This is a genomic window from Nocardioides sp. AN3 (genome assembly GCF_054653495.1).
Window position 1 is genome coordinate 1 of the sequence record NZ_BAAIGC010000034.1, and the last position, 24598, is coordinate 24598.

Genomic DNA, 24598 nt, shown 5'->3' on the forward strand with positions numbered 1-24598 from the left:
GCTGTTGGACGTTCCAGAGGAAGTCCAGCGCTCGCCCGGCGGCGGCCTTGTCGCCGACGGCGAGCAGTCCGGTTGCGATCTGATAGAGGTCTCGCGACCACACCGCGTGGTAGACGGCGAGACTCTGCAACGAGTTCGCCCACGCCCACGGTCTGGCGGGGGCCGCGACGAACCCGCCCCGCACCGTCTTGTCCTCGCTGGCCGCCAGGACCATCGCGGACACGTTCCACTCGGTCTGCCAGTCGGCGGCGCTGGCCGGGGTCGGCGTCAGGTGTGCCAGGTAGTCGCTCCAGCCGGCGTCGTACGCCGCCCTCTCGGCCGCGAAGCCCTGATCCACGCTTGCCTGAGCGGTGGACAGCGCCGTCGACTCATCGGCTCCGAATCCGATGCCGACGGTGAGGTCCTGGTGGTTCTGCAGCCCGTTCACCAGGACGCGCCCGGTCTGCACCACATTGCCAGGAGTCGTGGCCGTGTAGTGCCAGTCCATCGCGTGGTCGGAGGCGAGGTCGGTCCAACCGTCGGAGACCCCGAGGTATCCGCTGGAGGTCTTGCCCAGGGCAGGGCGTACGACGACCGCACTGCTGGTCGTGCCGTCGGTCGAGAGCAGGGCGCCGTCCTTGGTGCTGCGTCCGGTGTCGTCGTTCCCGGTCATCGACAGCGCGGGGTCGTGGAGCAGATACAGCTGATACGGCCGCTCCGTGAGCGACTCGAAGCGCACCTTCTCCAGCACGGTCGAACGCGCCGAGTCGGTCACGAAGGTCTTCGTCAGCCGCCATGCTCCCGACCGGGCTGTGTTGACCAGCTGGTAGGCCAGGCTGCGGTTGTCCAGCAGGACCACGCGGTGTGTCGAGTCCCGATCCTCGCGGTCGGTGAACGTGGCCCCGTCGGTCACCACGAACTGGCTGTCCCTGATGCTCGGGGTGTCGATCCGGGGGTAGTAGACGTCGGTCAGCATCCCGTCGTTGAGCGTGTACCAGACTTTGCTCGCCGTGCCCCTCGCTGTGCCGAAGCCGTCCTTGTCGCCCTCGTTCCAGGTCGACGGTGTCCCTGGCGCCCCGGGTGCACCGGCGGAGGCGGCATGGACCGGCTCGGTCGCTTGCCCGGCCAGAAGCGGCGTCGCGAGCGAGACGAAGACCGAGGCTGCGAGGGCCAGGCAGAACGCCGCGCGCCGTTGCCGACCGCTCGGGTGGATGAGGTCGATCAGCATGGGACGCTCCTTCGCTGTGCGAGGACGGGCCAAGAACGATCACGTACCCAGCCATGTCCTCACTCATGCCGGACCGGCCCCGGGAGCGGCCGGCCCGAACGTGCGCCTGCCGAGCGCGACACGCCGGGGTCACCGGCGTGTCGCTGAGTTCGGGCGCAGCGAGCGGCCGCCGTCCGAGACGGCGTCAGCTGATCAGCCGCGGGCTGCCGGTGTCACCTGCGTTCGCCGGCCAGTCGTTCTTCACGAGGATCGACTTCAGTGTGCCGTCGGCCTTGATCTTGGCGATGTAGGCGTTGAGGGCGTCCACCAGTGTCTGGTTGTCCTTCGAGATCGGGAAGCCGGTCTGCGGGGGCTCGAGCGAGGCGGCAACCGCCGGGTCCGGCTCGACGACCTCGACCTTCAAGCCGTTGCTGTTCGACTTCGCCTCACCGAACCCGTCAATGCCGACGTCGAGTCGACCGAGCCTCAGGTCCTGGTAGAGGTCGGTCGGAGCGCGGTAGAGCTTCAGCCCGTCGCCGAGGTAGGCCTTGACGTCATCGACCCAGACGTTGCCGTTGACGGTGCCGACGCGCTTCCCCTTGAGGTCGGAGACCTTCTTGAGGCCGTCGGCCGAGATGAAGACCATCTGGTCGGTGTAGATCGGGTTGGTCAGGGCGAGGACCTTGGCTCGTGCGGCCGATCGCCACCAGCCGCCGGCCGCGACGTCGGCACGCCCGTCCTGGACGCTGGGGATCACCGCCGCGGCCGCTGCCGGCGCCGCCTTGATGCTGAGGCACTCGGTGGCCGCGAACTTCTCGAGGATGTCGCCGTCGGCGCCGCCCAGGTCGTTGCCCTTGAAGGTGATGTAGGGCGGTGCCTCGTAGACGGCAACCGTCAGCGCGCCAGGGTGGAGGGGGCTCAGGTGATCGGCCGGATGGCAGTCGGCGCTCACGGCCGTCTGGTCGTCTGAGGATCCGCACGCCGCCAGCATCGAGGCCAGCAGCAGGCCGGCCGTCGCAGTCGCCGCGGACGTGGCCGTTCCGTGAGGGAGTCTTCTCATGTCGTTGCCTTTCGAGAGGGTGGGCGGAGCTAGCGACGCAGCGCGAGTCGCTTCTCGACGCGAGCGCAGAGGACGCTCGCGGGGATCGTGATGGACGCATAGAGCAGCCCGGCGAGGCTGAGGATGCTGAGGTAGCGGAAGGTGATCGACCCGATCGTGTAGGCCTCGCTCATCAGCTCGGGGATCGCGATCGTGTAGGCCAGGGAGGTCGCCTGGAAGATCATGATGGCGAACCCCATCAGCGGCGGTGTGGCGATCCGCAGGCCCTGCGGGATGACGACGAAGCGCAAGGTGTCGCGCTGCTCCATCCCCAAGGCCATGGCGGCTTCGACCTCTCCGTGCGGCACCGCCTGGAGTCCGCCGCGCATGATCTCGCTGGTGTAGGCGGCCGTCGTGAGGGCGAGTGCCAGGGTCGCCGCCGTGAAGGCCGCCAGTGTCAGGCCGGCCCCGGGGAGCCCGAAGTAGAACAGCTGGAGGATCACGAGGGCCGGTGTTCCCCGGCCGATCTCGATGAGGCAGATCGTCAGGGACCGCACCTGCCGTTGTGGCGCGCTCGCTCCGAGCGCGAGGAGCAGTCCACCGGGAAGGCCGAGGGCCAGCACCGCGAGGGTGAGCTCGAGGCTCACCCGCAGTCCACGGAGCAGGTCGGGGAGGTAGGTCGCCCAGTCGTCGAAGAAGGTCATCGCGCGACCCTCCGTCGCAGGGTGGCGTCGAGCGAGCGGGTCGCCCACGCACACGGGATGGTCAAGGCGACGTAGAAGCCTGCGGCCACCAGGAACGGGGCCATGGCGCTTCGGGTGACGACGGAGTCGTGGTTGGCGAAGTACATGATGTCCTGCACGCCGATGACCGAGGCCATGGAGGAGTCCTTGAGGAGGCCGATCGCGAAGGTCGCCGACGCCGGAATCGAGACGCGGAGCACCTGCGGACCCGCGATCCGTGCCCATGTCGCGGCACGAGTCATCCCGAGGGCGTCGCTCGCCTCCCATTGACCGGGGTGGATCGCCGACAGGCCGCCCCGGTAGATCTCTGCCATGTAGGCGGCCGACACCACGCCGAACCCGAGCACCGCCGCGGTGAAGGCATCCATCGGAATGAGGCCGCTGCCGACGCCGAAGTAGATGATGAACAGCCACGCGAGCGTCGGGATCCCTCGAAGCACCTCGATCAGGAAGCGTGCGCTCCAGCGGAGCGCCGGGATGTGGGAGCCCCGGCCGAGAGCGAGCGGGATGCCCCCGAGAGCGCCGAGGACGAAGCCCAGCAAGGTCAGCAGGATGGTCGTGGGCACGCCCTGTGCCACGGATGTGAGCGCCGACATCGTCACCGCTCCAGGACGGCGCGCAGGAACCGCCGCGTCCGTTCCTCGGTGGGGGCCTGGAAGACCTGTGCCGGGGGACCCTCCTCCAAGATCGATCCGTCCGCCATCACCACCACCCGGTCGGAGACGTCGCGGGCGAACTGCATCTCGTGGGTGACCACCACCATGGTCATGCCCTCGTTGGCGAGCTCCCGCATGACGGCCAGGACCTCCAGCCCCAGCTCCGGGTCGAGGGCCGAGGTGGGCTCGTCGAAGAGCATGACCCGCGGCTCGAGGGCCAGCGCACGGGCGATCGCGATCCGCTGCTGTTGCCCACCGGAGCAGCGGTGGGGGTACTGCCCGGCCTTGTCGGCCAGGCCCACCCGGTCGAGCAGCTTCAGGGAGCGCTCATCGGCCTCCTGGCGGCGGCGCCCGAGGACGCGCTCCTGTGCCAGCGAGACGTTGCGCAGGACCGTGAGGTGCGGGAAGAGGTTGAACGATTGGAAGACCATCCCGACGTTGCGTCGTAGGCGGACCAGCTCGCGCCGGCGGACGGACCGGCCGCTCTCCACGCGGCAGTCGCCAACACGGACTCCTCCCTCGTCGGGCTGCTCGAGGAGGTTGATGCAGCGCAGGAGGGTGCTCTTCCCGGCGCCGCTGGGGCCGATGATCGCCACCACCTCGCCCTCGCTGACGGCGAGGGAGACGTCGTCGATGACGAGGTGGTCGCCGAACCGCTTCACGACCGACTCCAGACAGATGACCGGTTCGCGGCTCTCGTCGCTGTGCGTCATCGCCTCACGCTCCTGACGGGTGGTCGTCGGCACGTGTGGCCGAGAGGTCGAAGCCCGGCCCGAGTGCGCCGATCGCGAACGACGCCGCGTCGAGGATCGGGACGTCGGTGAAGCGACGGATCTCCTCGCGGAACTGGGGGAGCAGGGTGCACTCGAGGACGAGCACGCCCACATGCGCGAGCCGTCCGCCGGGGCCGAGCTCACGCTCCGCCGCCGCTCGGACCCCCGACCGGAGGTCCTCGAGCGTCCAGCCGTTGTGGTGGGCGTGGTCGTTGGTCAGGAGCCGGTTCCACCCGTCCTCGCCCTCCAGCCCCGCCACGACGAGGCGATCGCGCAGGTCGTGCTCGGCGAGCATGCGCTCGGCAGGCTCGGAGGACACGGTCAGCACACCGATGTCACCGGAGGTGATGGTGGCCGCGAGCGGGAGCAGGTCGAGGCCACTCGTCAGCACGTTGTCGGGCACCGGCCCGTCCCCGCGGGCGTAGTAGAAGAAGCCGCAGTCGGTGATGACCAGCGAGCAGGTGGAGAGACGTTCCGCCGCGGCGCGGAAGGCGTCGATCGCGACCTGCTCGCCGGCGACGAGGGGCTCGACCCGTGCGCCCCGGGCCACTGCGTAGGTGACCGGGATCCCGGGCCAGCTTCTGGGGTTCTCGAAGAAGCCGACGGGGTTGTCGCTGATGGTGGGTGCGTCGTCGTCGTGGCACTCGAGGTCGTCGACGGCGTAGGTGTCGAGGTCGCAGAGGACGACGCCCAGGATCGGTCGGCTCATGAGCGCGGCTCCGGGGCCGGGCGGCTGGGATAGGCGACGGTTGCCTCGGCACTGCCGACGATCGCGACGGCGTTCACCTCGACGCGGATGCCGGGCAGGTTGAGCTCCTTGCCGATTAGGATGCCGGTGGCAGTCGGCCCGGGAGCGGGGAAGTAGCTGAACCGGATGTCGTAGGTCCGCTGCCACTCCTCATAGCTGAGCTCGCCGGCGTAGAAGGTGTTGAACTGGACGACGTCGCCCATCGTGCCGCCGAGGTCCTCGATGACGTTCTTGAGCGACTCCATGACCGAGCGGCACTGGGCGACGATGTCGCCGGGGTTGCGGACGTTGCCGTCCGCGTCGAGATCCTCCTGACCGCCGACCCAGATGGTGTCGCCGACGCGGATGCCGTGACTGTGGTTGATCTCGAAGGAACCGGGGACCTGCCAATGGCCGGGCACATCGGCGTAGCGGCGTACTGACGACATGATGTCTTCTCTTTCGTGGTCTCTCGTGCTCGTCTCCCGACGCAAGGAGCCGGGATCGGGCGACGAGTATCACCACGAGATCACGCGTCTGCGGGCCCTCTGAGGGCCACGAGTTCGCGCGCTGCTACCAGGAGTCCTGGGGGACAACTTTCTCACCGCGCGCTAGGCAGAGACGCGGCCGAACGTCCCCTCGATCTCATCGAGGACCGCCTTCACGATGGGGCGCTTCGCGTCCCCGCTCCTCGCCACCGCGAGGAGGCGTCGGCCCAAGCGGGGCGCGTCGAGTGCCTGCAGGTGGACCGGCGCGATCCCCTTGTCGACGGACAGGGGAGGAAGCAGCGAGATGCCCTGCCCGGTGGAGATCGCGTCGACCAGGAGCAGGAGGTCCTCGGTCTGCCATCGGACGTCCGGCTCGAAGCCCACGGCTCGGCAGGCGTAGCGGACCGCCTGACCGCAGGCGCCGATCTCCGGTGGTAGCACCCAGCGCTCGCCCTTCAGATCCGAGAGCCGCACCTTCGCCGGGAACGTCCGAGCGGGCGGCGCGACCAGGACCAGCGCCTCCTGAAGCAGCTCGCGGGTCACGAGGTAGTCGGGGAAGGGGATCGGCACGTTGTCGTAGAGGTCGATGATCGCCACGTCCACGGAGCCGTTGAGCAGGGCCTCCAGACTGTACGTCGGCTCGAGGACGTCGACCGTGAGCTCGAGGTCCGGCAACGAGACCGCCAGCCGCTGAGCGACGTCAAGCAGGACCGACCGCGCGGGCGACGGGATGGAGGCGATCCGCACACGTCCGGCGAGCTCGCCGCTGAGCTGGTGCATCTCGGCGCGGGTGACCTCGAGCAGTCTGAGGATCGAGCGCGTGTGCTCGACCAGCACCTCGCCGGCTCCCGTCAGGGCCACCCCGCGAGGAGACCGGTCGAGCAGCTGCACGCCCATCTCCCGTTCGAGGACGCTGATCTGCTGGGAGACCGCGGAGGACGTGACGCCCAACGCCCTCGCGGCACCGGCCAGCGTGCCCTGGATCGAGACCTCGTTGAGCATCCGCAGCCGCGGGACGTCGGGCAGGGCGCTGGCGGTCATGGCTCATCCTTCCATGGCGCTGCCGAGGGGCCGAAGGGCACCTGATGCAAGCACGCGCACTTCTTATCAAGTTTAACTGTACTTACTACCAACCCAGATCTACCGTTAGCGGAACCTTACGACAGGGAGGATCCGTGGCACGAGCCATCAATGAAGTAGCCGTCTTCGGCTTGGGCAAGGTCGGCGAGCTGGTCGCATCCATGCTGGCCGGCTCAGGGTTCGTCGTGTCGGGCTTCGACGCCGTGCCGACAGCGATCGCGGAGGTGGAGACGCGCGTGGTCGACGTCACCGACGCCGCCGCCGTGCGGCGGGCTCTCGCCGACGTCCATGCCGCCGTCTCCTGCCTGCCCTACTCCCTCAACATCGGCATCGCCGAGGCAGCGGCGGAGACGGGGACCCACTACTTCGACCTCACCGAGGACGTCGCGACGACCAGCCGGGTCATCGAGCTCGCGGCCCAGCACCCCACGACGGTGTTCGCGCCGCAGTGCGGCCTCGCCCCGGGTCTGATCGGGATCGTCGGCTCGGCCCTGGCCAAGGACTTCGAGGAGATCCGGTCCATCGAGCTGAAGGTCGGGGCACTGCCGCGCAACCCGACGGGCCTGCTCGGGTATGCCTTCAACTGGTCGGCAGAAGGCGTCGTCAACGAGTACCTGAACGACTGCGAGGTCCTTCGCTCGGGGCGCCGGCAGATGGTCCCGGCCATGACCGAGACCGAGCGCGTCGTGATCGGCGGCGTCGAGCTGGAGGCCTCGCTGACGTCGGGCGGACTGGGCACGATGTGCCAGACCTACGCCGGCAAGGTCCAGCGGCTGGACTACAAGACCATGCGCTACCCCGGCCACTTCGAGCAGATGCACTTCCTGTTCGACGAGCTGGGTCTGCGGGACCGCCGCGACCTGGCCGGTGAGCTGCTCGTCGCCGCCAAGCCGCCCGTCAACGACGACATCGTCTACCTGCACGCCGCGGTCGAGGGCATCAAGAACGGCATGCCGTTGCGCGAGAACTACGTGCGCGGCTTCACCTCGATCGAGGTCGGCGGACGCGAGTGGCGGGCGATCTCGTGGACCACGGCGGCCTCGGCCGTCGCCGTCGTCGAGCTCGTCGCCGAGGCGCGTCTTCCGCAGCACGGATTCATCAAGCAAGAGGACATCGAGCTCTCCGACCTGCTCACGACGCAGGCGGGGGCCAGCTTCGAGAGCCAAGGAAGGGTGTGACCCAGATGCAGGGCAACCAGCAGAGCGTCGCGGAGCGAGCACGGGAGATCCTGGAGCGGCTCGGCGCCGGCGACCCGTTCGACGTCGGCGGCGACCTGGTCGCGCGCTCGCCCATCGACGGCGCGGCGATCGGGCGGCTGCGCTCGCACACGGCCACCGAGGCCACGCAGGCCATTGCCGAGGCGCAGCAGGCGTTCGAGACGTGGCGAACCGTCCCCGCTCCTGTGCGCGGTGCTCTCGTCCGCGAGCTCGGCACCCTCCTGCGCGAGCACAAGGAGGACCTGGGTGCCCTGGTCTCGATCGAGGCCGGCAAGATCGTCTCCGAGGGCCTCGGCGAGGTCCAGGAGATGATCGACATCTGCGACTTGGCCGTCGGTCTCTCCCGCCAGCTCTACGGACTGACGATCGCCACGGAGCGCCCCGGGCACCGGATGATGGAGCAGTGGCACCCACTGGGGGTCGTCGGTGTCATCTCGGCGTTCAACTTCCCGGTCGCGGTCTGGTCGTGGAACGTCGCGCTGGCCCTCGTCTGCGGTGACGCCGTCGTGTGGAAGCCGTCGGAGAAGTCGGTGCTGACGGCACTGGCCTCGCAGGCGCTCCTCCTCCAGGCCGCGGCGCGGGTCGGCGCACCGGCCGGGCTGACGTCGGTCGTCATCGGCGACCGCCGCGTGGGCGAGGTCATCGTCGACGACCCCCGCGTGGCGCTGGTCTCCGCGACCGGGTCGACCCGCATGGGCAAGGAGCTCGCGCCCCGCGTCGCCGCCCGCCTCGGCCGCACGCTGCTCGAGCTCGGTGGCAACAACGCCGCGATCGTGACCCCGTCCGCGGACATCGACCTGGCAGTGCGCGCCATCGTGTTCTCGGCAGTCGGCACCGCCGGCCAGCGCTGCACGTCACTGCGCCGCGTCATTGCCCACCGCTCGGTCAAGGACGACCTGGTCGCCCGCCTGCGGGCGGCGTACGAGACCCTTCCCGTCGGCTCGCCGCTCGAGCCCCGCACCCTCGTGGGACCCCTGATCGACCACGCCGCCTTCGACGGCTTCCAGCGCGCCATCAGCGCAGCCCGCGCGGACGGCGGAGAGCTGGTCACCGGCGGCCAGCAGGTCCACGTGACGGGGGAGGGTCTCTACGTCCGTCCGGCGATCATCGACATGCCGTCCCAGACCGAGATCGTGCGGGCGGAGACGTTCGCGCCGCTGCTCTACGTCATGACCTACGACGACCTCGACGAGGCGATCGCCCTGCACAACGGCGTCGCCCAGGGACTCTCGTCCTCGATCTTCACCCTGGACGCACGCGAGGCCGAGCGGTTCGTGTCCGCGACCGGCTCGGACTGCGGCATCGCCAACGTCAACATCGGCCCCTCGGGCGCCGAGATCGGCGGAGCATTCGGCGGCGAGAAGGAGACCGGCGGCGGCCGGGAGTCGGGGTCGGACGCGTGGAGGAGCTACATGCGCCGCAGCACCAACACCGTCAACTACTCGACCGAGCTCCCGCTCGCCCAAGGCGTCGAGTTCGTGTGATGGGCCTTCCTTCGAACGTCGGGTGGGACGACGACCCCCTCGTCGCCGCGTGGCCCGGCCTGCCCCGCCTCGACGGCGACCTCGTCGCCGACGTCTGCGTCGTCGGCCTGGGCGGCTCGGGACTCGCCGCGGTCGAGGAGTGCGTTCACCGCGGGCTGAGCGTCGTCGGGGTCGACGCCGGGCGCGTCGCCGCCGGTGCGGCCGGGCGCAACGGCGGCCTGCTTCTCGGCGGTGCCGCGGCCTTCGCGCACCGGGCGGTCGAGACCCTGGGGGATGCCGCCGCTGAGCTCTACCGTGCCACCCTCGGCGAGATCGACCGGCTCGCGGGCCAGCTCGGCCCCGAGGTGATCCGCCGGTCAGGCTCGATCCGCCTCGTCGGCCTTCCGGGAGTGCCCCGCGATGAGGCCGAGGAGCGTGACCGTGAGCTCGACGCTGCGGACTGTCGTGACCACGCGAAGGCGATGCGCCGGCTCGGCATCACCGTCGAGGAGTACGACGGCGAGCTCGGTGCGGGCCTGTACTTCCCCGACGACGCCTCGATGAACCCCGCCCGCCGAGCACTCGGGCTCGCCCAGCGCCTTCAGGACCGGGCGCGGCTCTTCGAGCACTCCCGGGTGCGCTCGGTCAGCAGCGGTCTCGTCCGGACCGACGCCGGCAGCGTGAGCGCGCCGGCCGTGATCGTCGCGGTGGACGGGAGGCTGGAACAGGTTCTCCCGCAGCTGGCCGGACGGGTCCGGACGGCTCGGCTGCAGATGCTGGCGACGGCGCCGGGGCTGCCGGATCGGCTCCCGTGCCCCGTGTACGGGCGGTGGGGCTTCGACTATGCGCAGCAGACGGCCGACGGTGCCCTGTTCGTCGGCGGCGGCCGCGACCGCCAGCCGCGGACGGAGTGGACGGCGGACGAGACGCCGACCGCCGAGATCCAGGGCTGGATCGAGTGCGTCGCCGAGCGCATGGCGGGGCGGCCCGTCACAGTGACGCGGCGCTGGGGCGCCTCCGTCGGCTTCACCGAGGACGGGCGGCCGCTCTGCGCCGAGGTCGAGAGCGGGGTGTTCGCCTGCGGCGGCTACAGCGGCACAGGCAACCTGGTCGGACCTCTCGCGGCACGCGCGGCGCTCGCGCGTGCGATCGACGGCGCTACGCCCCCGTCCTACTTCGCGGCATGATCAGGACCAGGGAGCAGATGCCGGACCCGCTTCGGGGAGCGGGTCCGGACGTCAGGGCCGCGATCACTGCCACGATCGAGGACCTCCGTCCTCGGTTGGTCGACCTGAGCCATCGGCTGTACGCGAATCCCGAGGTCGGCTTTCTCGAGCACGGCTCGGTCGCCGCAGTCGCGACGTTTCTCGCGTCCTACGGCTACGACGCCAAGATCGGCGAGGACGGACTGCCGACCTCCCTGCGCGCCGTCGCCGGCCACGGTCGGCCGCGGGTCGCCGTGCTCGCCGAGTACGACGCGCTGCCCGGCGTCGGGCACGGCTGCGGTCACAACGTGATCTGCGCCAGCGCGCTCGGAGCGTTCCTCGGGCTGGCGCGCCATGTCTCACAGGTCGGGGGAAGCGTCGCCCTCATCGGCACGCCGGCTGAGGAGAACGGTGCCGGCAAGGAGGTCATGGCGCGGGCGGGTGCCTTCGACGACGTCGACGCCGTCGTCATGCTGCACCCCTTCACCGGTCCTCGGGAGGTCGCCGGCTTCGTCTCGCTCGCCGTCCGCGACGTGGAGGTGACCTACCACGGCACAGCGGCGCACGCCTCGTCCGCGCCGCACCTGGGTCGCAACGCCCTCGACGCCGTCGTCGCGGCCTACCAGGGCATCGCCTCGGTGCGGCAGCACATGGGCTCGACCGACCGTCTGCACGCGATCATCACGGACGGCGGATCGGCGACCAACGTGGTCCCCGACCGTGCGTCCGCAGTGGTCGAGATCAGGTCCCGCGACCTCGACGCGCTGGTCGACCTGTCGGCCAGGGTCCAGGCGGTCCTCGAGGCGGCGGCGCTGATGACGGGCACGCGCCTGGAGGCTCGCTGGGACCCGTTCCCGCCGTACCTTCCCGTGCGCAGCAACGACGCCCTGGCCCGGCTCTACCACGGGCACATGTGCGCTCGGGGACGGAGCATCGACCTGTCCACCTCTGAACCCGTCGGGGGCGGATGGTCGACCGACCTGGGCAACCTGAGCGTCCGCGTTCCGGCCATCCATCCGACGCTGAGCATCTCGGCGGAGGCCACGCCCATGCACACGGTCGCCTTCGGCGACCACTCGGTCAGCGCGACCGGCGACGCCGCCCTCGTCGACGGAGCGGTCGGACTGGCCCTCACGATGGCCGACTACCTGGCCGACGCGGAGGTCCGCCGGGTCGCCCACGAGGACTTCGAGGCCGGCGGCGGACTCGTCGACGTCGAACAGACAGTGGCGGCGCCGAGAAGCGCCACCGCCACGGGAAGAGGATGAGGCAGATGCTGAACCCGGTACACCTGCGCACCCTGGCGGTCGTGATCCGCACCGGCTCCTTCGCCGACGCCGCACGACAGATCGGCTACACGGGCTCTGCGGTCTCCCAACAGGTCGCCGCGCTCGAGCGGGCGGTGCAGCTGCCGTTGTTCGAGCGCGACGCTCACAGCATCCGACCGACGCCCGCGGCGGAGTTCCTCGCCGAACGCGCCACCAGCATCCTCGCCGCCCTCGCGAGCCTCGATGAGGACATCCGCGGACTCACCAAGGGCGACCTGGGGAGACTGCGGCTCGGGAGCTTCCCGACCGCCAGCGAGCAGCTGCTTCCCGCAGCCCTGGCTCACTATCGTGGGCTGCATCCCAGCGTCGACCTCGACCTCGACGAGGGCGAGCCGGACGACCTGGTCGCCATGCTCCACGACGCGCTGCTGGACGTCGCGATCGTCTACCGCTACGACCTGGTGCCGCCTCGCTGGCCCCCGACGCTGGCGGCCCAGCCGCTTCTCCACGAGGACCTCATCCTCCTCCTGCCCCGAGGTCATCGCCTCGCCGACGAGGAGAGCGTGACCCTCGCCGACCTCGACTCGGAGAGCTGGGTCACCACACGCGAGGGGACCGCGGGGGCGACCTGCCTGCAGCGGATCTGCTCGGCATCGGGGTTCGCGCCCGCGGTCAGCGTGAGAAGCAACGACTACGACGTGATCCGGGGCTTCGTCCGCTCGGGGTTGGGGATCGCGCTGATCCCGTCACTCGCGCACGTCCACGCCGACGACATCGTCGCCACCCAGATCGACGGGCTCGAGGTCCGGCGTCATGTGGTGTCGCTCAGCAGGACGGCGCAACCGAGCACGACGGCAGCGGTCGACTCCCTGCGGCGCGCGTCCAACAAGCTGGCGATGGTGCAACCAGGGCTCACCCGGGCCGGAGCACCGGCGTGGGTCACGCCGGTGCCGGTCCCGCGCGGCCGGGCGAAAGCAGAGGCTGTGTCCTGATCGCCCCGTCTCAGTGGCGTCCGAACCTGTGGGTGGTGTTGCGTCCGGTGACGGTGGAGGCGATCACCACCAGGACGGCGGCGCAGATGATCGCGACGACCCAGCGCGTCCAGTCGATGCCAGGGCTGCCGTTCCCCCCGAAGGCGGTGTAGATGAACCAGCCGATGATGACACCGCCGATGCCGCACAGGATCGTCAGCCAGATCGGGATGTTGTCCTTGTCTCCCGGCGCGACGAACTTGCCCAGCAAGCCGATGATGATGCCGGCGATGATGACACCGATGATCTCCATGAGGGTTCCCTCCCGTGATGAGCAGGACGAACGGGCGACACAGGTGCGTCGTTCGCTCCCTGAGAGGTACCCAGATGAGCGGCGAGTGAACTCTCAGCCACTCTCAGCCGGGTTGCGCGGTGACCAGGAGGCGCAGGCGAGTCTGCCCCAGCAGGACGACGAGGCGGTAGCACAGGGGGCGCACGATCAGGTAGGAGACGACCGCGATGATCGCGCCGACGGCCAGGCCGACCACGACGTCGAGGGGGAAGTGGGCGCCGACATACACCCGGGTGGCGGCCATCAGGACGGCGAGTCCCGCCGTCAGAAGTCCGAGCCTTCTGTTGGCCAGCAGCACGCTGGCCGTGACGGCGCCCGCCATGACGGCGTGGTCGCTCGGGAAGGAGGAGTCCGTGCTGCGAGAGACGAGCACGAGGGCGTGCGGCATGACCGTGTAGGGGCGCGACTCCCCGAACGCCGCGACCAGGAACTGGTTGACGCCGAGGGCGATCAAGGTCCCGATCGGTGCCCACAGTGCAGCCGTGACCCGTCGTAGATCGCCATCCCGCCTGGCGAGCAGCCACGAGACCAGGAGCAGAGCGGCGAAGACAGCCACACCGTAGCCGGCGTACCACCTCGCCGGTGTGTGCAGCCACGGCGTGCTCCGGGCGAAGTGGTTGACCGCCCCGAACCAGTCCTCCTGGACGTGACCCCACACCACCGTCGGCCCGTTCGACGCCACCGCTTCTCCTTCGCTTGCCGCACCCCGACGACCGCGCCGGAGAGGCTGACCGTAGACAGGGCGGCATGAAGCGATGATGAATCCGCGTCGCGCGCGTCGTCATGACGCCCCGGGCCCGCGCGTCTCCTTCGCGTCGGCACCCATGCCGATGGAGTGAGTCGACCTGAGGAGACCTTGACGTGAGAGCCCGTTCGTGCCGAATGCTCGCCATCGCCGGAGTCGCGACCGCTGTGCTGGCCGTGGCGGCATGCGGTGGCAGCGACCAGAAGGGCAACGCCGGCCGTGCCTCGACGCCGTCGATCGGAGCCTCGACCGGAGCATCGACGCCGTCGACGTCCGCGACGGCAGCGACGACGGAGGCGTCGACGCAAGCGTCGGGCGACGCCAGCGGCCTCGTCGACGCGATGACGCGGACGCTGACCGAGGGCAAGAGCGCGCACATCACCCTCGACATGGGCAGCCAGGGATCCGGCGAGGGAGACGTCGTCTTCGCCGGCAAGGACTCGGCGATGCAGCTTCGCCTGAAGACGGCCGGCCAGACGACGCAGATGCGGCTCGTCGACACCGCGATCTACGTGCAGGTCCCCGGACAGCAAGGCAAGTGGATGAAGATGAGCGCCGGGCAGGCCGGGTCGGCCCTCGCGATGGACCCGTCCCGGACCCTCGAGCAGCTCAAGGCCGCGGGCGGGTCCGCCAAGGATCTCGGCGACGGGCACTGGCAGGTCAGCCAGGGCGCCGTGACCACCGACGTGTACGTCGGCGAGGACGGCTACCTCGACAAGGTGGAGACCTCCGCTGGCGCCGGGGCGACGATGACGATGACCTACTCGGACTGGGGCAAGAGGGTCTCCGTCGAGGCGCCGCCCAGGTCAGACATCGTCGACATGCCCACGTCCTGAGCGGCGGCCTCCGTGCGGCCGGGTCGCCTCGGCTCCGGGATGGACCGGCCTCGGGGTGAACCGGCTCCGGCGGGGTACCTGGCGGCATGACGATGACACCCACCGGTCCGAACGACCCCCAGGCCACCCCGGACCCGGATCCTCCGCTCGACCCGGGCCACGAGCCTGGTCCGGGCGCCGAGCCCGAGCCGGACGACAAGACCGTTCGCGAGGTCAGTGCTCGCTGACCTCGGCCACGTCGGTGAGGTCGCCGACGATGCGCGGCGGTCGTCGCCTTCGGCCGCGCGACCTTCCGAGATTTTCTCTTGTGGGATGTAACGCCCGTCCCGGCGCGCGACATGAAGTGCGTGAACCGAACGACATCGGTCCCATCTCCGGAGGAGTAAAACATGGACAACCTGCGCAAGGGCGCCGCAGCCCTCATCGCTGCTGCCGCTCTCAGCACTGGCGGCGTCACGCTGGCCTCGGCTGCCACCGCCTCGCACGCGCAAGCAGCCCCGTGCTCGACTCAGCAGGCGCACGTCGACAAGGCCCAGGCCAAGCTCGACTGGCTGACCGCGAAGTTCGCCGCTCAGACCGCCAAGGTCAAGAAGGACCGCAAGGCTGTCGCCGCCACCAAGGGCTCGGCGAAGGCCCAGGCGAAGAAGGCGCTTGCCTTCGACAAGGCCAAGAAGGCCCGGATCGCCAAGGCCAAGAAGGCCCAGGTCCAGCGCCTCGCGCACGCGCAGGCGGCCCTGACCAAGTGCCAGGGCGCCACGACACCGACCGCGACCGCAACCGCCTAGCCGTTCGGCTCACCGCCACCGCCCGCCGCTCTCGTCCGAGGGCGGCGGGCGGTGGCGTGTCAGCTCCCCCGTATCCGGTGCGAAACGCTCCACGGCACTCAGGGCGACGGTGAGGGTGCCCGAGTCAGGGGCACGTCGCCCGACCGGAGCTTCGCGGGATCACTGCGCACGGCGGACGATGCCCTCAGGTGTGTCGACCAGGTCCAGGACTCCGTCGCTGACCACGAGCAGCGTGTCACCGGGCTCGAGGACGGTGCGGTTCGCGTGCCAGACGGAGTCGGGAAGCGTGCCGAGGGGCAGGTCGGTGCCCTTCTGCGGCGTGTATCCACCGTCGCCTCGCAGGAGGACCGCGAGGCCATCACCGGCGTCGGCGAAGTCGAGGTGCCCGGTGCGCAGGTCGAGCCGCGCAGCGAAGCAGGTCGCGAACCTGGAGACGTGGTCGAGGTCGGCCTACAGGTCGCCGGCCACCCTGCTGGGGGCTGCCGCAGGCTCGTGGAAGGTGAGAGCGGCGCGGAGCATGGCAGGAGCTGTTGCTCCACACGGGCCGCCAGGCTCATGGCGCCGGAGCGCTCCAGCTCCCGCTCGAGCAGGGCGCCGAGGTCACCAAGCGCCTGGCTACAGGACCACTGGTGGAGATGACCGGAGTCGAGCGTCGCCTGGAGGAGTGGGTGGTCGAGTCGGAGTGCGGTCTCCGGTTCGTCCCAGGCGAGGTCGGTGTCGCCACCGACCAGCGCCAGACCGGCGTGCTCTCGTCCCGTCACCCGCCGCGCGAGGCGCAGCGCGCGGTCGAGACCCTCGATCTCAACAGCGGCAGTGGTCGACACGGCTCTCCTCTCGGCCCGATCCGTCGAGATCCTCGGTGGCCCGATCGTGTCACGCTCACACCGTCAGCTGCAGTCCGGGTGCCGCGGAAGCACCACCTCCACCCGGAGGCCGCCTGCCGGCGAGTCGTCCAGGCGCACCTCTCCGCCGCGAGAGCGGACGGTCTCCCGGACGATGGCCAGGCCCAGTCCCGCGCCGCCTGAGTCGCGGTCCCGGGCGTCGTCGAGCCGGGTGAAGCGCTCGAAGGCACGCGCCCGGTCGGACGCCGCGATCCCCGGACCGTCGTCGTCGACCCACACGACGACCAGATCGCCGCGCCGGTGCACGGAGACGTGGACGCTGGAGGCATAGCGCACTGCGTTGGCGAACACGTTCCCGAACACGCGGATGAGGTCGGTCGCCGGCGCCTGCACCTGCTCGGCCACGCTCGGCTCGATCTCGATCGGCACGGACACCGGGAGACCGTCCGCCGCCGAGGCGAGCACCAGGCGCAGGTCCGCGACCTCGCCTGCGGGCACGGCGGGGGTGCCGGCATCGATCCGCGCGATCACGAGGAGGTCCTCGACGAGCGAGGACATCCGCGACACGTCGGCGTCCAGGTCGGCGAGGAGCTCCTCGTCGTGGTCGAGCCGCCTCGCCACGTCGATCTGCATGCGCATCGAGGCGAGCGGGTTGCGCAGCTCGTGGGCGGCGTCGGCCACGAAGCCGCGCTCCCGCTCACGCGCTCCGTCGAGACGGTCCAGCATCGAGTTGAGCGTCACGGCGAGCGCGCGGACCTCGTCGTCGGCCGGCGGCACGGGGAGCCGGTCTCCACGTCCCGACCCCGAGATGCGCTCGGCGGCCGAGCGCAGTGCCTCGACGGGACGAAGTGCAGCGCCGATCACGCGCCAGGCGATCAGGGCGAGGACCACCAGGATGAGGGGGTAGCCGATCATCAGCACCAGCCGCAGGACGGAGCTGCTCTCGACGAGGTCGTCGACGGGCTCGGCGACCACGATCGTCATCGTGCCGGTGCCGGTCTCGACGCGGGAGGCTCGGATCCGGAGCTGGGAGGCGATCCCAAGGCGTGAGCCCGACACCGTGACCGGCGCGTGCAGGGCCGCGTCGAGCTCGTCGGGACGCAGGATGGAGGTCAGGCGGTCGGAGTTCGACGACGCGCTCACGACTCGGGCGCGGTCATCGAGCACCTGGATGACGGAGACGCCGCTGGCCGGCAGTGTCTGGGGCAGGCGCCCGGCACGGACCAGGCCCGCGACCTCCCCGGTGGTGACCGCTGCTGCGCGGTCCACACGGCGGAGTCCCTCGACGGAGAGCGCCGCATAGAGACCGATGCTGCCGACCGCGAGCGCGACGGCCAGGCCGAGCAGCCCGATGCTCATCAAGCGGGCACGCAACGACCAGCGACTCCAGGGTCGCGCCATGCTCAGATGATCCCAGAGCGGCCGAGCCGATAGCCCACACCGCGCACGGTCTCCACGACGTCGACGCCGAGCTTGCGCCGCAGGTAGCCGACATAGACCTCGACCGTGTTCGGGTCGCGGTCGCCCAGGTCCCAGACGCGGTCGAGGAGCTCGAGCTTGGTGACGACCCGGTCGGGGTGGCGGAGGAAGAACTCCAGCAGCGCATACTCGCGAGGCGTCAGCGCGACCGGCTCGTCGCCGAATGTCACCTCCCGGGTGGCAGGATCCAGCCGCACGTCGCCCCACGCGAGCACCGGCGGCCGGGTGTCGTGGTGGCGCCGCAGGACCGCGCGCAGGCGCGCCAGCAGGACGGCGTAGGACGCTGGCTTGACCAGGTAGTCATCGGCACCGAGGTCGAGGCCGTCGACCTGGTCACGTACGCCGTCCCTGGCCGAGAGGATCAGGACCGGGACGCCGTTGTCCTCCGCCCGGAGCGCTCGCACCACGTCGAGCCCCGACATGCCCGGAAGCATGACGTCCAACAGGATGGCGTCGTAGCCGCCGTCGCGTGCCGCCGTCAGGCCGGATGGTCCCGTGACCGCGATGTCGACGGTGAAGCCGTCCGCCATCAGCCCCCGGCGCAGAGCGCGCGCCAGCCGCACCTCGTCCTCGACCACGAGCAGTCGCACACGGGCATCCTGTCAGGATCATCGACGCCGCCCCACAGGTTCTCAGCAGGTTCACAGCGCGTGGCGTGACGATGGCCGGCATGATGCTGTCGAACCGCGGACCCAGATGGCGGTGGCTGCTGCCGATCCTCGCCGTCGTCGTCGTGACCAGCGCAGGCTCCGGGGTGGCCGCCATCTCGCGCAGCGCCCACCACACGCTCCCTGCGCGCAGCGCAGCCCAGCTCCTCGTCGACGTGCAGAAGGCGCGCTTGGACGGCTTCTCCGGCACGGTCGTGCAGTCGGCCAGCCTCGGGCTCCCCGACCTCCCGGGTGTCGCCGGTGACCGCAGCTCGAGCTTCAGCTCGCTGGTCTCCGGCTCGCACACGCTCCGGGTCTGGAGCGCGGGACAGCAGCAGGCGAGGATCGCGCTCCTCGGCCAGCTCGGCGAATCCGACCTCGTCCGCAACGGGTCCGACGTCTGGCTGTGGTCGAGCCACGACAACACCGCGCGCCATTTCGCAGTCCCGGCCCAGGGACAGGACCACGGGCACAAGGAGGCCAGGACACCGACCGGCCCGGCGATGACGCCGCAGCAGGCGGCTGACGCGGCCCTCCAGGCGATCACGCCGACCACCATGGTCAGCACCGACCCGAACGCCGTCGTCGCCGACCGTGCGGCGTACCAGCTCGTGCTCGAGCCTCGCGACACGGCCACGTTGATCGGCGCGGTGAAGGTCGCGATCGACGGCGCCACCCACATCCCGACCCGGGTGCAGATCTTCGCGCGTGGGGCGGCGAAGCCGGCGTTCGAGACCGGGTTCACCTCCTTCGACCCGTCGAAGCCCTCGTCGTCGGTCTTCCGGTTCAACCCTCCGCCGGGCGCCACCGTGACCCAGGGCGGCATGGGCGGCATGGGCGGCAAGGGCGACAGCTCAGGCTCGGCACCTGCGCACGCGCCGGACGCGGCCCCGCACACGGTCGGCACGGGCTGGACCACCATCGTCAAGGCGACCATGCCGACGCCGGGTGGTGGCGCCGCATCGAAGGAGCAGACCCCTCTCGGTAGCCTCGGCTCCGTGGTCAAGTCGCTTCCGACGGTGTCCGGATCCTGGGGGTCGGGCCACCTGCTCCGTGGCACGCTCTTCTCCGTGCTGGTCACCGACGACGGACGGGTGGTGGCCGGCGCGGTGGCCCCCGCCCAGCTCTACGCCGCGCTCGCGGCGCGGTGACCGCGGCCGACGCGGTCCGCACTGCCGGCCTCACCAAGAGGTTCGGCTCCCAGACCGCGGTCGACGCGATCGACCTCGTGGTGCCCAGCGGCGCGGTCTACGGGTTCCTGGGTCCGAACGGCTCGGGCAAGACGACCACGATCCGGATGCTGCTGGGTCTCGTGGCGCCTACGCAGGGAGAGATCGAGCTGCTCGGCCATCCGGTGCCGGGCCGGGTCGTCGACGCCCTGCCACGTGTCGGGGCCCTCGTGGAGGGTCCCGCGTTCCACCCCTATCTCTCCGGCCGAGACAACCTGCGCCGTCTCGACGCCGCCGACCGCACCGCCGACCCGGCGACGTCGACGTCGCGGGTCGACGCCGCGCTCGACCGTGTCGGCCTCCTGGCGGCCGCCCGCAAGAGGTATCGGGCCTACTCCCTCGGCATGCGGCAACGGCTGGCGATCGCCGGCGCCCTGTTGACGCCCAAGGACCTCATGGTCCTCGACGAGCCGACCAATGGCCTGGACCCGCAGGGGACACGTGAGGTGCGCTCCCTCGTCACGTCGCTGGCCGCCGACGGCACCACGGTCCTGGTCTCCAGCCATCTGCTCTCGGAGGTCGAGCAGGTCTGCAGCCACATCGGTGTGATGCACACGGGTCGTCTGATCACGCAGGGACCGGCAGCCGAGATCCGGCGCCAGCAGGAGACCGAGGCACGGATCGAGACCGACCAGCCGGAGCAGGCCGCGCGGGTGATGCGCGAGCTGGGATTGGGCGACGTGCACGTCGCGGGGCGCATCGCGGTCGGCCGGCTCGGCCAGGTGCCGCCCGAGAAGGTCGTGACGGCGTGCGTCCACGCCGGGATGTCGGTGACCGGGTTCGTCGTCGACGCGCCTACGCTCGAGGACGTCTTCGTGCGCCTGACGGGGGAGGGCTTCGATGTCAGCGGCTGAGCTCTCGGCGCCAGGCACCGTGTCGCTGCGACGCCCCTCGCCTCGCCTGCTGGCCTCGGAGCTCCGGCTCATCCTGCGACGGCGGCGCAACATCGCCGGCATGGCCATCCTGGCGGCGGTGCCGATCTTCATCGCGATCGCCGTGAAGTCCACCGCGTCTCAGCCGGGCAACGACGCCCCGGACTTCTTCCGCTCCATCACGGAGAACGGGCTCTTCGTGGCCTTGTCCGCGCTCACCATCGAGCTGGGCCTGTTCCTGCCGCTGGCGATCGCCGCCATCTCCGGCGACAGCGTGGCCGGCGAGGCCAACCTCGGCACGCTCCGCTATCTGCTCACCGTGCCCGTCGCGCGGCTTCGACTGCTCGGCGTCAAGTACGCCGCGATCGTCATCTTCTCCTTCATCGCGACCTTCCTCGTCGCCGTGGTCGGCATGGCCATCGGGCTGGCCCTCTTCGGGGGCGGCGATCTCACGACCCTGTCAGGGACGCAGATCTCCTTCCTCGCCGGCCTCGGCCGTGTGGCGCTGGCAGCCGTCTACCTCTCCTGTGGGCTCGCGGCGCTGGGCGCGGTCGGGCTGTTCATCTCGACCTTGACCGAGCAGCCGATCGCGGCGACCCTGGCGACGGTCGTCTTCTCCACCGCCAGCTTCATCCTCGACTCCATCCCGCAGGTCGCCCGTCTCCATCCCTACCTGCTGACCCATCACTGGATGGCCTTCGGCGACCTCCTGCGCACACCGATCGTGTGGGACGGCGTGCTGCACGGCCTCTACCTGGCGGCCTCCTACGCGCTGGTCTTCTTCCTCGCGGCCTGGGCCCGCTTCGCCGCCAAGGACATCACGAGCTAGGCGCGGCGACGGCAATCCGCGCAGGGGCGTGGAAGGAGGAACTTCATGAGTCCTTCACCTGCCCCGGCGCACTCTCGTGCCCATGGGGCACACGACCGCTCGGCGCCGCCGCGCCGAGGAGCGCTGAGCGGCGCGCCCATGAGTGTGGTCGAAGCTCCGATGCGCATGAGCGCCGGTGGCGTGCGGCGAGCGCTCGTCGCCGGCAGTCGGTGGTGGTGGACGCTGGGCGGCATGCTCGGCGCCGCCTGCATGACCGCCGGCGGCTTCGCCTACAGCAGGATGCCCTCGGGCGGTCACGTCGGCCGGCTCGATGTCCTGCGCGATCTGCGGGCCCTGCCGTCCGCCCAGCGCTGGGGCGTCCTCCTGTGCCTCGCAGGCGTCATCCTGCTCACGGGCGCCTGGCTGATCCTCGGACACGCGGTGCGTCGCCGGCGCGCCGACGTCGTCGACGTCTGTCGCGCGACGCTCCTGTGGGCCGTGCCGCTCCTGTTCGCGCCGCCGCTGTTCAGCGGCGACGCGTGGAGCTACGCCGCTGACGGGTTCCTGACCGGGCATGGCCTGTCGCCGTACGTCTCGCCGCCCGCCGTGCTGCACGGACCGATCGTGCAGGCCGTCTGCCTGTGCTGGCGACACACCCCCGCGCCGTACGGTCCCGTTCCGCTCCTGTGGGGCGGCGCGCTCAGCCAGGTGACGTCGAGTCCCTGGCTGCTGATGTTCGGCTACCGCGTCCTCGCCGTGCTCGGACTCGGTCTGCTGATGGTCGCCGTTCCTCGGCTGGCGCGGATGGCGGGTCGCCGCCCGGCGCCCGCCGCCTGGCTCGCTGTCGCGAGCCCCTTCGTCCTCGCCGACGGCATCGGCGGCGCCCACGTCGACCTCCTGATCGCCGGTGTCGTCTGTCTCGCACTGGCGCTCACGGCCTCGCGCGGCTGGCTGACCGGCGCGTTGCTGGTCGGTGTTGCGACGGCCGTCAAGGCGCCTGCCGCGATGGCCGGGCTCGGCGTGGTCCTTCTCGCCGCACCGTCGGGGGCGCTGATGACGCGCGTTCGGCTCAGCGTGCGGGTGGGGGCCGTCGCGCTCGCCACGGCCGTCGGCATCGGTGTCATCAGCGGCCTGGGCGTCGGCTGGACACATACGATGCACGTGGCGTTGGGCCTGCACACCCCGCTGTCGCTGACCTATGACGGCGGCCGTGCGCTGCGCTGGGCGGGCCACTCGGACGCCGCCTCGATCGCCGACGGCGTCGGCGTCGCGCTGCTCGGCCTCGGCTGCCTCTGGATCCTCCTGCGCACGCCGGTGGGGGAGCGGCGGGTCGCCCTCGGCGCCGCCGGCCTTGCGACGTTGCTGACGACGGTGCTCAGTCCGGTCACCAACTACTGGTACTACCTGTGGTGCCTGCCGCTCCTCGCCTGCTGCGACCTGCCCGCACGCGCCCGGCGATGTCTGATCGCGGCGGTGGCGGTGCTCGGCGTCCTCTCGCCGCTCGACCCCACGCTGCATGTGCCCGGCACCTGGGCGATCATCATGGGGTCGATGGCGGGCGCGATCGCCGTCGCCGTCGTCGGCGACCGTCTCGTTCCCCTCGGGCGCACTCTGCTGGTGGCTCCGCGTCGCCTGTGGGAGTGGCTCGCGGCCCGGCCCGGCCGATCACTGCTGGCAGGGCTGCTCCTCGCGGTCGCCCTGCGGCTCCCGTTCCTGGCTGCACCGTTCGGCGACGACGAGGGCGGCTACCTCTACGTGGCCCAGCACTGGCCCGGGCCCGGGCACTGGCTCTACGGCGGTCAGTGGGTCGATCGCCCCCCGGTGCTCCTCCTCGTCTTCAAGCTCGTCGTCCTCCTGGGCGCGTCGCCGGTGGCGATGCGCCTCGTCGGCGTCACGGTGGCCGGGGGGCTCACCATGGGCGCCTGGTACGCCGGCCGACGGCTGGCCGGACCGGACGGTGGACTGGCAGCGGCCCTCTGCGCGGCTGCGCTGTCCTCGGAACCGGCGCTGGACGGCAACCAGTTGATCAGCGACGGCGTCGGAGCGATGTTCGTGATGGTCTCCTTCGCGCTGCTGCTCGGCGCACTGCACCGCCGGCGCGCCGAGGAGCCTGGTCGCCGTGGCGGGTGGGTGCCGGTCGTGCTCGCCGGACTCGCCGGGTGCGCGGGCGTGCTCGCCTTCCTCAGCAAGCAGAGCGCGCTGGTGGCGATGGTCGTCGCCGCCGTCGTGCTGCTCGCCCAGGCCCGGCGCAACGCCCTCCTGCTCCTCTCGTTCACCCTCGGCGTGGCGTTGCCGCTCGCCGCGACGCTCGCGTGGGCCGCGGCCGGGCCGGGTGTCGGCGTGCTCCTCAACGCGGTCTACACCTTCCGCGTCGCGTCGGTCCGCGTGGTGACGAGCTCCACCTCGCGTGCCCCGGCCGAGCGGGTCTGGCCGTTCTTCGAGATCATGGCGCTCAGCGGCCTGGGCCTGTGTCTCGCACACGTGGCCTACGACCAGCTCACCCGACGTCGATCGCTCCGGCTCCTCGGGGTGATCCTGGTCGCGGTCGCGTGCCTGGCGGCCGTGATCGCCGCCAGCGTGAATTGGTATGCCTACTACTGGCTCGCCGTCGTCCCGTTGGCGGCCGTGGGGATGGCGCTCGGCTTCATGCCCGCCGAGCGCCGGTGGCATGCGCGAGTGGCGCCCAGACTCGTGGTGGGTGCGACGGTGCTCGTCGCGGCCGTCCACGTGGTCGCGCGGATGCCGGTGAACGTCGAGGAGCCCGCGATGGCGCGCTACGTCGCCGCCTCCGCGCAGCCCCACGACACCATGACAGTCGTGTGGGGTCAGGCGAACCTCCTCGAGGATGCCGGGCTCCGCACGCCGTACCCGTACTCATGGTCCCTGCCGGTCCGCGTTGAGGACCCGCATCTGCGTCTCTTCGCACGTATCCTCGCCGGCCCGCACGCCCCCACGTGGCTGCTCGAGGCCGGCAGCATCAACGCCTGGCACCTCGAGACGCCTCGCGTCGCGCGGCTGCTCACGCAGCGCTACCACCTCGCCGGCGTCGTGTGCGGTCACAAGATCCTGCTGCTCAACGGCGTGCACCGCTCCCTCGGCGCGGGCTCCGAAGCGGCACTGGGTGGCCGATGCTGATTGTCGGCGTTTGAGCCGACTCGGTAGCCTCAACGTCCGTGCCCCTCACCAC

The 24598-nt window shown here is 70.8% G+C and carries 24 protein-coding genes and 1 pseudogene; 12 read left to right on the forward strand and 13 right to left on the reverse strand.

Annotated features, from left to right (window positions below; translation table 11 throughout):
* The 8 genes from ACYQ1K_RS23980 to ACYQ1K_RS24015 all read right to left on the reverse strand — a co-directional run.
* Nucleotides 1-1207, reverse strand: a 1207-nt coding sequence (locus ACYQ1K_RS23980) for a hypothetical protein (RefSeq protein WP_459985919.1), incomplete at its 3' end; no start/stop codon positions are given.
* Between the two features lie 184 nt (nt 1208-1391).
* Nucleotides 1392-2246 carry a substrate-binding periplasmic protein gene (locus ACYQ1K_RS23985; protein WP_459985922.1) on the reverse strand — a complete coding sequence of 285 codons (855 nt, stop codon included), beginning with the start codon at nt 2244-2246 and terminating at the stop codon, nt 1392-1394.
* Between the two features lie 29 nt (nt 2247-2275).
* Nucleotides 2276-2929 carry an amino acid ABC transporter permease gene (locus ACYQ1K_RS23990; RefSeq protein ID WP_459985924.1) on the reverse strand — a complete coding sequence of 218 codons (654 nt, stop codon included), beginning with the start codon at nt 2927-2929 and terminating at the stop codon, nt 2276-2278.
* Nucleotides 2926-3564 (reverse strand): amino acid ABC transporter permease, encoded by a 639-nt coding sequence (locus ACYQ1K_RS23995; RefSeq protein ID WP_459985925.1) that lies wholly within the window; start codon nt 3562-3564, stop codon nt 2926-2928. Before ACYQ1K_RS23995 ends, ACYQ1K_RS23990 begins: the two co-directional genes overlap by 4 nt.
* A 2-nt stretch (nt 3565-3566) precedes the next feature.
* Complete coding sequence (locus ACYQ1K_RS24000; RefSeq protein ID WP_459985927.1) at nt 3567-4337, reverse strand: amino acid ABC transporter ATP-binding protein; 771 nt, start codon at nt 4335-4337, stop codon at nt 3567-3569.
* A gap of 4 nt (nt 4338-4341) precedes the next feature.
* A complete protein-coding gene (locus ACYQ1K_RS24005; protein ID WP_459985928.1) occupies nt 4342-5106 on the reverse strand; it encodes an aspartate/glutamate racemase family protein in 765 nt (254 codons plus the stop codon).
* On the reverse strand, nt 5103-5573 hold the full coding sequence (locus tag ACYQ1K_RS24010) for a Rid family hydrolase (protein ID WP_459985929.1): 471 nt from the start codon (nt 5571-5573) through the stop codon (nt 5103-5105). The genes ACYQ1K_RS24005 and ACYQ1K_RS24010 overlap by 4 nt, the downstream gene beginning before the upstream one ends.
* Before the next feature lie 162 nt (nt 5574-5735).
* On the reverse strand, nt 5736-6653 hold the full coding sequence (locus ACYQ1K_RS24015) for a LysR family transcriptional regulator (protein WP_459985931.1): 918 nt from the start codon (nt 6651-6653) through the stop codon (nt 5736-5738).
* A gap of 134 nt (nt 6654-6787) precedes the next feature.
* Here ACYQ1K_RS24015 and ACYQ1K_RS24020 point away from each other — a divergent pair, with 134 nt between their 5' ends.
* From ACYQ1K_RS24020 to ACYQ1K_RS24040, 5 genes are read left to right on the forward strand one after another with little or no spacing between them, the layout of a single operon-like run.
* Nucleotides 6788-7870: a saccharopine dehydrogenase family protein gene (locus ACYQ1K_RS24020; protein ID WP_459985932.1), complete on the forward strand. Its 1083-nt coding sequence runs from the start codon at nt 6788-6790 to the stop codon at nt 7868-7870.
* A gap of 5 nt (nt 7871-7875) precedes the next feature.
* Nucleotides 7876-9393: an L-piperidine-6-carboxylate dehydrogenase gene (amaB, locus tag ACYQ1K_RS24025; protein ID WP_459985994.1), complete on the forward strand. Its 1518-nt coding sequence runs from the start codon at nt 7876-7878 to the stop codon at nt 9391-9393.
* Nucleotides 9393-10559, forward strand: coding sequence for an NAD(P)/FAD-dependent oxidoreductase (locus tag ACYQ1K_RS24030; protein WP_459985934.1), 1167 nt, complete (start codon nt 9393-9395; stop codon nt 10557-10559). Before amaB ends, ACYQ1K_RS24030 begins: the two co-directional genes overlap by 1 nt.
* Nucleotides 10556-11845, forward strand: a complete 1290-nt coding sequence (locus ACYQ1K_RS24035; RefSeq protein ID WP_459985935.1) for an amidohydrolase — start codon at nt 10556-10558, stop codon at nt 11843-11845. Before ACYQ1K_RS24030 ends, ACYQ1K_RS24035 begins: the two co-directional genes overlap by 4 nt.
* A gap of 5 nt (nt 11846-11850) precedes the next feature.
* Entirely contained in the window at nt 11851-12837 is a 987-nt protein-coding gene (locus ACYQ1K_RS24040) for a LysR family transcriptional regulator (protein ID WP_459985937.1), read from the forward strand.
* Between the two features lie 10 nt (nt 12838-12847).
* Here ACYQ1K_RS24040 and ACYQ1K_RS24045 read toward each other — a convergent pair whose 3' ends face one another.
* Both ACYQ1K_RS24045 and ACYQ1K_RS24050 read right to left on the reverse strand, forming a co-directional pair.
* Nucleotides 12848-13129, reverse strand: a complete 282-nt coding sequence (locus ACYQ1K_RS24045; protein ID WP_459985938.1) for a GlsB/YeaQ/YmgE family stress response membrane protein — start codon at nt 13127-13129, stop codon at nt 12848-12850.
* 103 nt (nt 13130-13232) lie between these two features.
* The gene (locus ACYQ1K_RS24050) at nt 13233-13850 is read right to left on the reverse strand and encodes a phosphatase PAP2 family protein (protein ID WP_459985941.1); all 618 of its coding nucleotides are present in this window, start codon (nt 13848-13850) and stop codon (nt 13233-13235) included.
* A 179-nt stretch (nt 13851-14029) separates the two neighbouring features.
* On the opposite strand from ACYQ1K_RS24050, the gene ACYQ1K_RS24055 reads away from it, so the two are divergent.
* The 3 genes from ACYQ1K_RS24055 (at nt 14030) to ACYQ1K_RS24065 (ending at nt 15534) form a co-directional block, all read left to right on the forward strand.
* Complete coding sequence (locus ACYQ1K_RS24055) at nt 14030-14749, forward strand: LolA-like protein (RefSeq protein WP_459985944.1); 720 nt, start codon at nt 14030-14032, stop codon at nt 14747-14749.
* A gap of 86 nt (nt 14750-14835) precedes the next feature.
* Nucleotides 14836-14976, forward strand: a complete 141-nt coding sequence (locus ACYQ1K_RS24060; RefSeq protein WP_459985945.1) for a hypothetical protein — start codon at nt 14836-14838, stop codon at nt 14974-14976.
* A 162-nt stretch (nt 14977-15138) separates the two neighbouring features.
* Nucleotides 15139-15534 carry a hypothetical protein gene (locus ACYQ1K_RS24065; protein ID WP_459985946.1) on the forward strand — a complete coding sequence of 132 codons (396 nt, stop codon included), beginning with the start codon at nt 15139-15141 and terminating at the stop codon, nt 15532-15534.
* Between the two features lie 159 nt (nt 15535-15693).
* On the opposite strand, the pseudogene ACYQ1K_RS24070 reads toward ACYQ1K_RS24065, so the two are convergent.
* The 3 genes and pseudogenes from ACYQ1K_RS24070 to ACYQ1K_RS24080 all read right to left on the reverse strand — a co-directional run.
* Nucleotides 15694-15954, reverse strand: a pseudogene (locus ACYQ1K_RS24070) (SpoIIE family protein phosphatase); the annotation flags it as partial.
* Between the two features lie 467 nt (nt 15955-16421).
* Complete coding sequence (locus ACYQ1K_RS24075; protein ID WP_459985947.1) at nt 16422-17777, reverse strand: ATP-binding protein; 1356 nt, start codon at nt 17775-17777, stop codon at nt 16422-16424.
* 2 nt (nt 17778-17779) lie between these two features.
* Nucleotides 17780-18445, reverse strand: a complete 666-nt coding sequence (locus ACYQ1K_RS24080) for a response regulator transcription factor (RefSeq protein WP_459985949.1) — start codon at nt 18443-18445, stop codon at nt 17780-17782.
* A gap of 80 nt (nt 18446-18525) precedes the next feature.
* Between ACYQ1K_RS24080 and ACYQ1K_RS24085 the strand changes: the two genes are divergently transcribed.
* The 4 genes from ACYQ1K_RS24085 (at nt 18526) to mptB (ending at nt 24546) form a co-directional block, all read left to right on the forward strand.
* On the forward strand, nt 18526-19653 hold the full coding sequence (locus tag ACYQ1K_RS24085) for a LolA family protein (RefSeq protein ID WP_459985951.1): 1128 nt from the start codon (nt 18526-18528) through the stop codon (nt 19651-19653).
* Nucleotides 19650-20585, forward strand: a complete 936-nt coding sequence (locus tag ACYQ1K_RS24090) for an ABC transporter ATP-binding protein (protein ID WP_459985952.1) — start codon at nt 19650-19652, stop codon at nt 20583-20585. The genes ACYQ1K_RS24085 and ACYQ1K_RS24090 overlap by 4 nt, the downstream gene beginning before the upstream one ends.
* Entirely contained in the window at nt 20572-21432 is an 861-nt protein-coding gene (locus ACYQ1K_RS24095; RefSeq protein WP_459985954.1) for an ABC transporter permease, read from the forward strand. Before ACYQ1K_RS24090 ends, ACYQ1K_RS24095 begins: the two co-directional genes overlap by 14 nt.
* Before the next feature lie 138 nt (nt 21433-21570).
* Nucleotides 21571-24546, forward strand: coding sequence for a polyprenol phosphomannose-dependent alpha 1,6 mannosyltransferase MptB (mptB, locus tag ACYQ1K_RS24100; protein WP_459985955.1), 2976 nt, complete (start codon nt 21571-21573; stop codon nt 24544-24546).
* Nucleotides 24547-24598: the final 52 nt, after the last annotated feature.

Excerpts from the sequence above, each read along its gene's own strand:
- ACYQ1K_RS23985 (WP_459985922.1), bottom strand. The coding sequence starts at position 2,246 with ATGAGAAGACTCCCTCACGGAACGGCCACGTCCGCGGCGACTGCGACG.
- ACYQ1K_RS23990 (WP_459985924.1), bottom strand. The coding sequence starts at position 2,929 with ATGACCTTCTTCGACGACTGGGCGACCTACCTCCCCGACCTGCTCCGT.
- ACYQ1K_RS23995 (WP_459985925.1), bottom strand. The coding sequence starts at position 3,564 with ATGTCGGCGCTCACATCCGTGGCACAGGGCGTGCCCACGACCATCCTG.
- ACYQ1K_RS24000 (WP_459985927.1), bottom strand. The coding sequence starts at position 4,337 with ATGACGCACAGCGACGAGAGCCGCGAACCGGTCATCTGTCTGGAGTCG.
- ACYQ1K_RS24005 (WP_459985928.1), bottom strand. The coding sequence starts at position 5,106 with ATGAGCCGACCGATCCTGGGCGTCGTCCTCTGCGACCTCGACACCTAC.
- ACYQ1K_RS24010 (WP_459985929.1), bottom strand. The coding sequence starts at position 5,573 with ATGTCGTCAGTACGCCGCTACGCCGATGTGCCCGGCCATTGGCAGGTC.
- ACYQ1K_RS24015 (WP_459985931.1), bottom strand. The coding sequence starts at position 6,653 with ATGACCGCCAGCGCCCTGCCCGACGTCCCGCGGCTGCGGATGCTCAAC.
- amaB (WP_459985994.1), top strand. The coding sequence starts at position 7,876 with ATGCAGGGCAACCAGCAGAGCGTCGCGGAGCGAGCACGGGAGATCCTG.
- ACYQ1K_RS24030 (WP_459985934.1), top strand. The coding sequence starts at position 9,393 with ATGGGCCTTCCTTCGAACGTCGGGTGGGACGACGACCCCCTCGTCGCC.
- ACYQ1K_RS24035 (WP_459985935.1), top strand. The coding sequence starts at position 10,556 with ATGATCAGGACCAGGGAGCAGATGCCGGACCCGCTTCGGGGAGCGGGT.
- ACYQ1K_RS24040 (WP_459985937.1), top strand. The coding sequence starts at position 11,851 with ATGCTGAACCCGGTACACCTGCGCACCCTGGCGGTCGTGATCCGCACC.
- ACYQ1K_RS24045 (WP_459985938.1), bottom strand. The coding sequence starts at position 13,129 with ATGGAGATCATCGGTGTCATCATCGCCGGCATCATCATCGGCTTGCTG.
- ACYQ1K_RS24060 (WP_459985945.1), top strand. The coding sequence starts at position 14,836 with ATGACGATGACACCCACCGGTCCGAACGACCCCCAGGCCACCCCGGAC.
- ACYQ1K_RS24065 (WP_459985946.1), top strand. The coding sequence starts at position 15,139 with ATGGACAACCTGCGCAAGGGCGCCGCAGCCCTCATCGCTGCTGCCGCT.
- ACYQ1K_RS24075 (WP_459985947.1), bottom strand. The coding sequence starts at position 17,777 with ATGGCGCGACCCTGGAGTCGCTGGTCGTTGCGTGCCCGCTTGATGAGC.
- ACYQ1K_RS24085 (WP_459985951.1), top strand. The coding sequence starts at position 18,526 with ATGATGCTGTCGAACCGCGGACCCAGATGGCGGTGGCTGCTGCCGATC.
- ACYQ1K_RS24095 (WP_459985954.1), top strand. The coding sequence starts at position 20,572 with ATGTCAGCGGCTGAGCTCTCGGCGCCAGGCACCGTGTCGCTGCGACGC.
- mptB (WP_459985955.1), top strand. The coding sequence starts at position 21,571 with ATGAGTGTGGTCGAAGCTCCGATGCGCATGAGCGCCGGTGGCGTGCGG.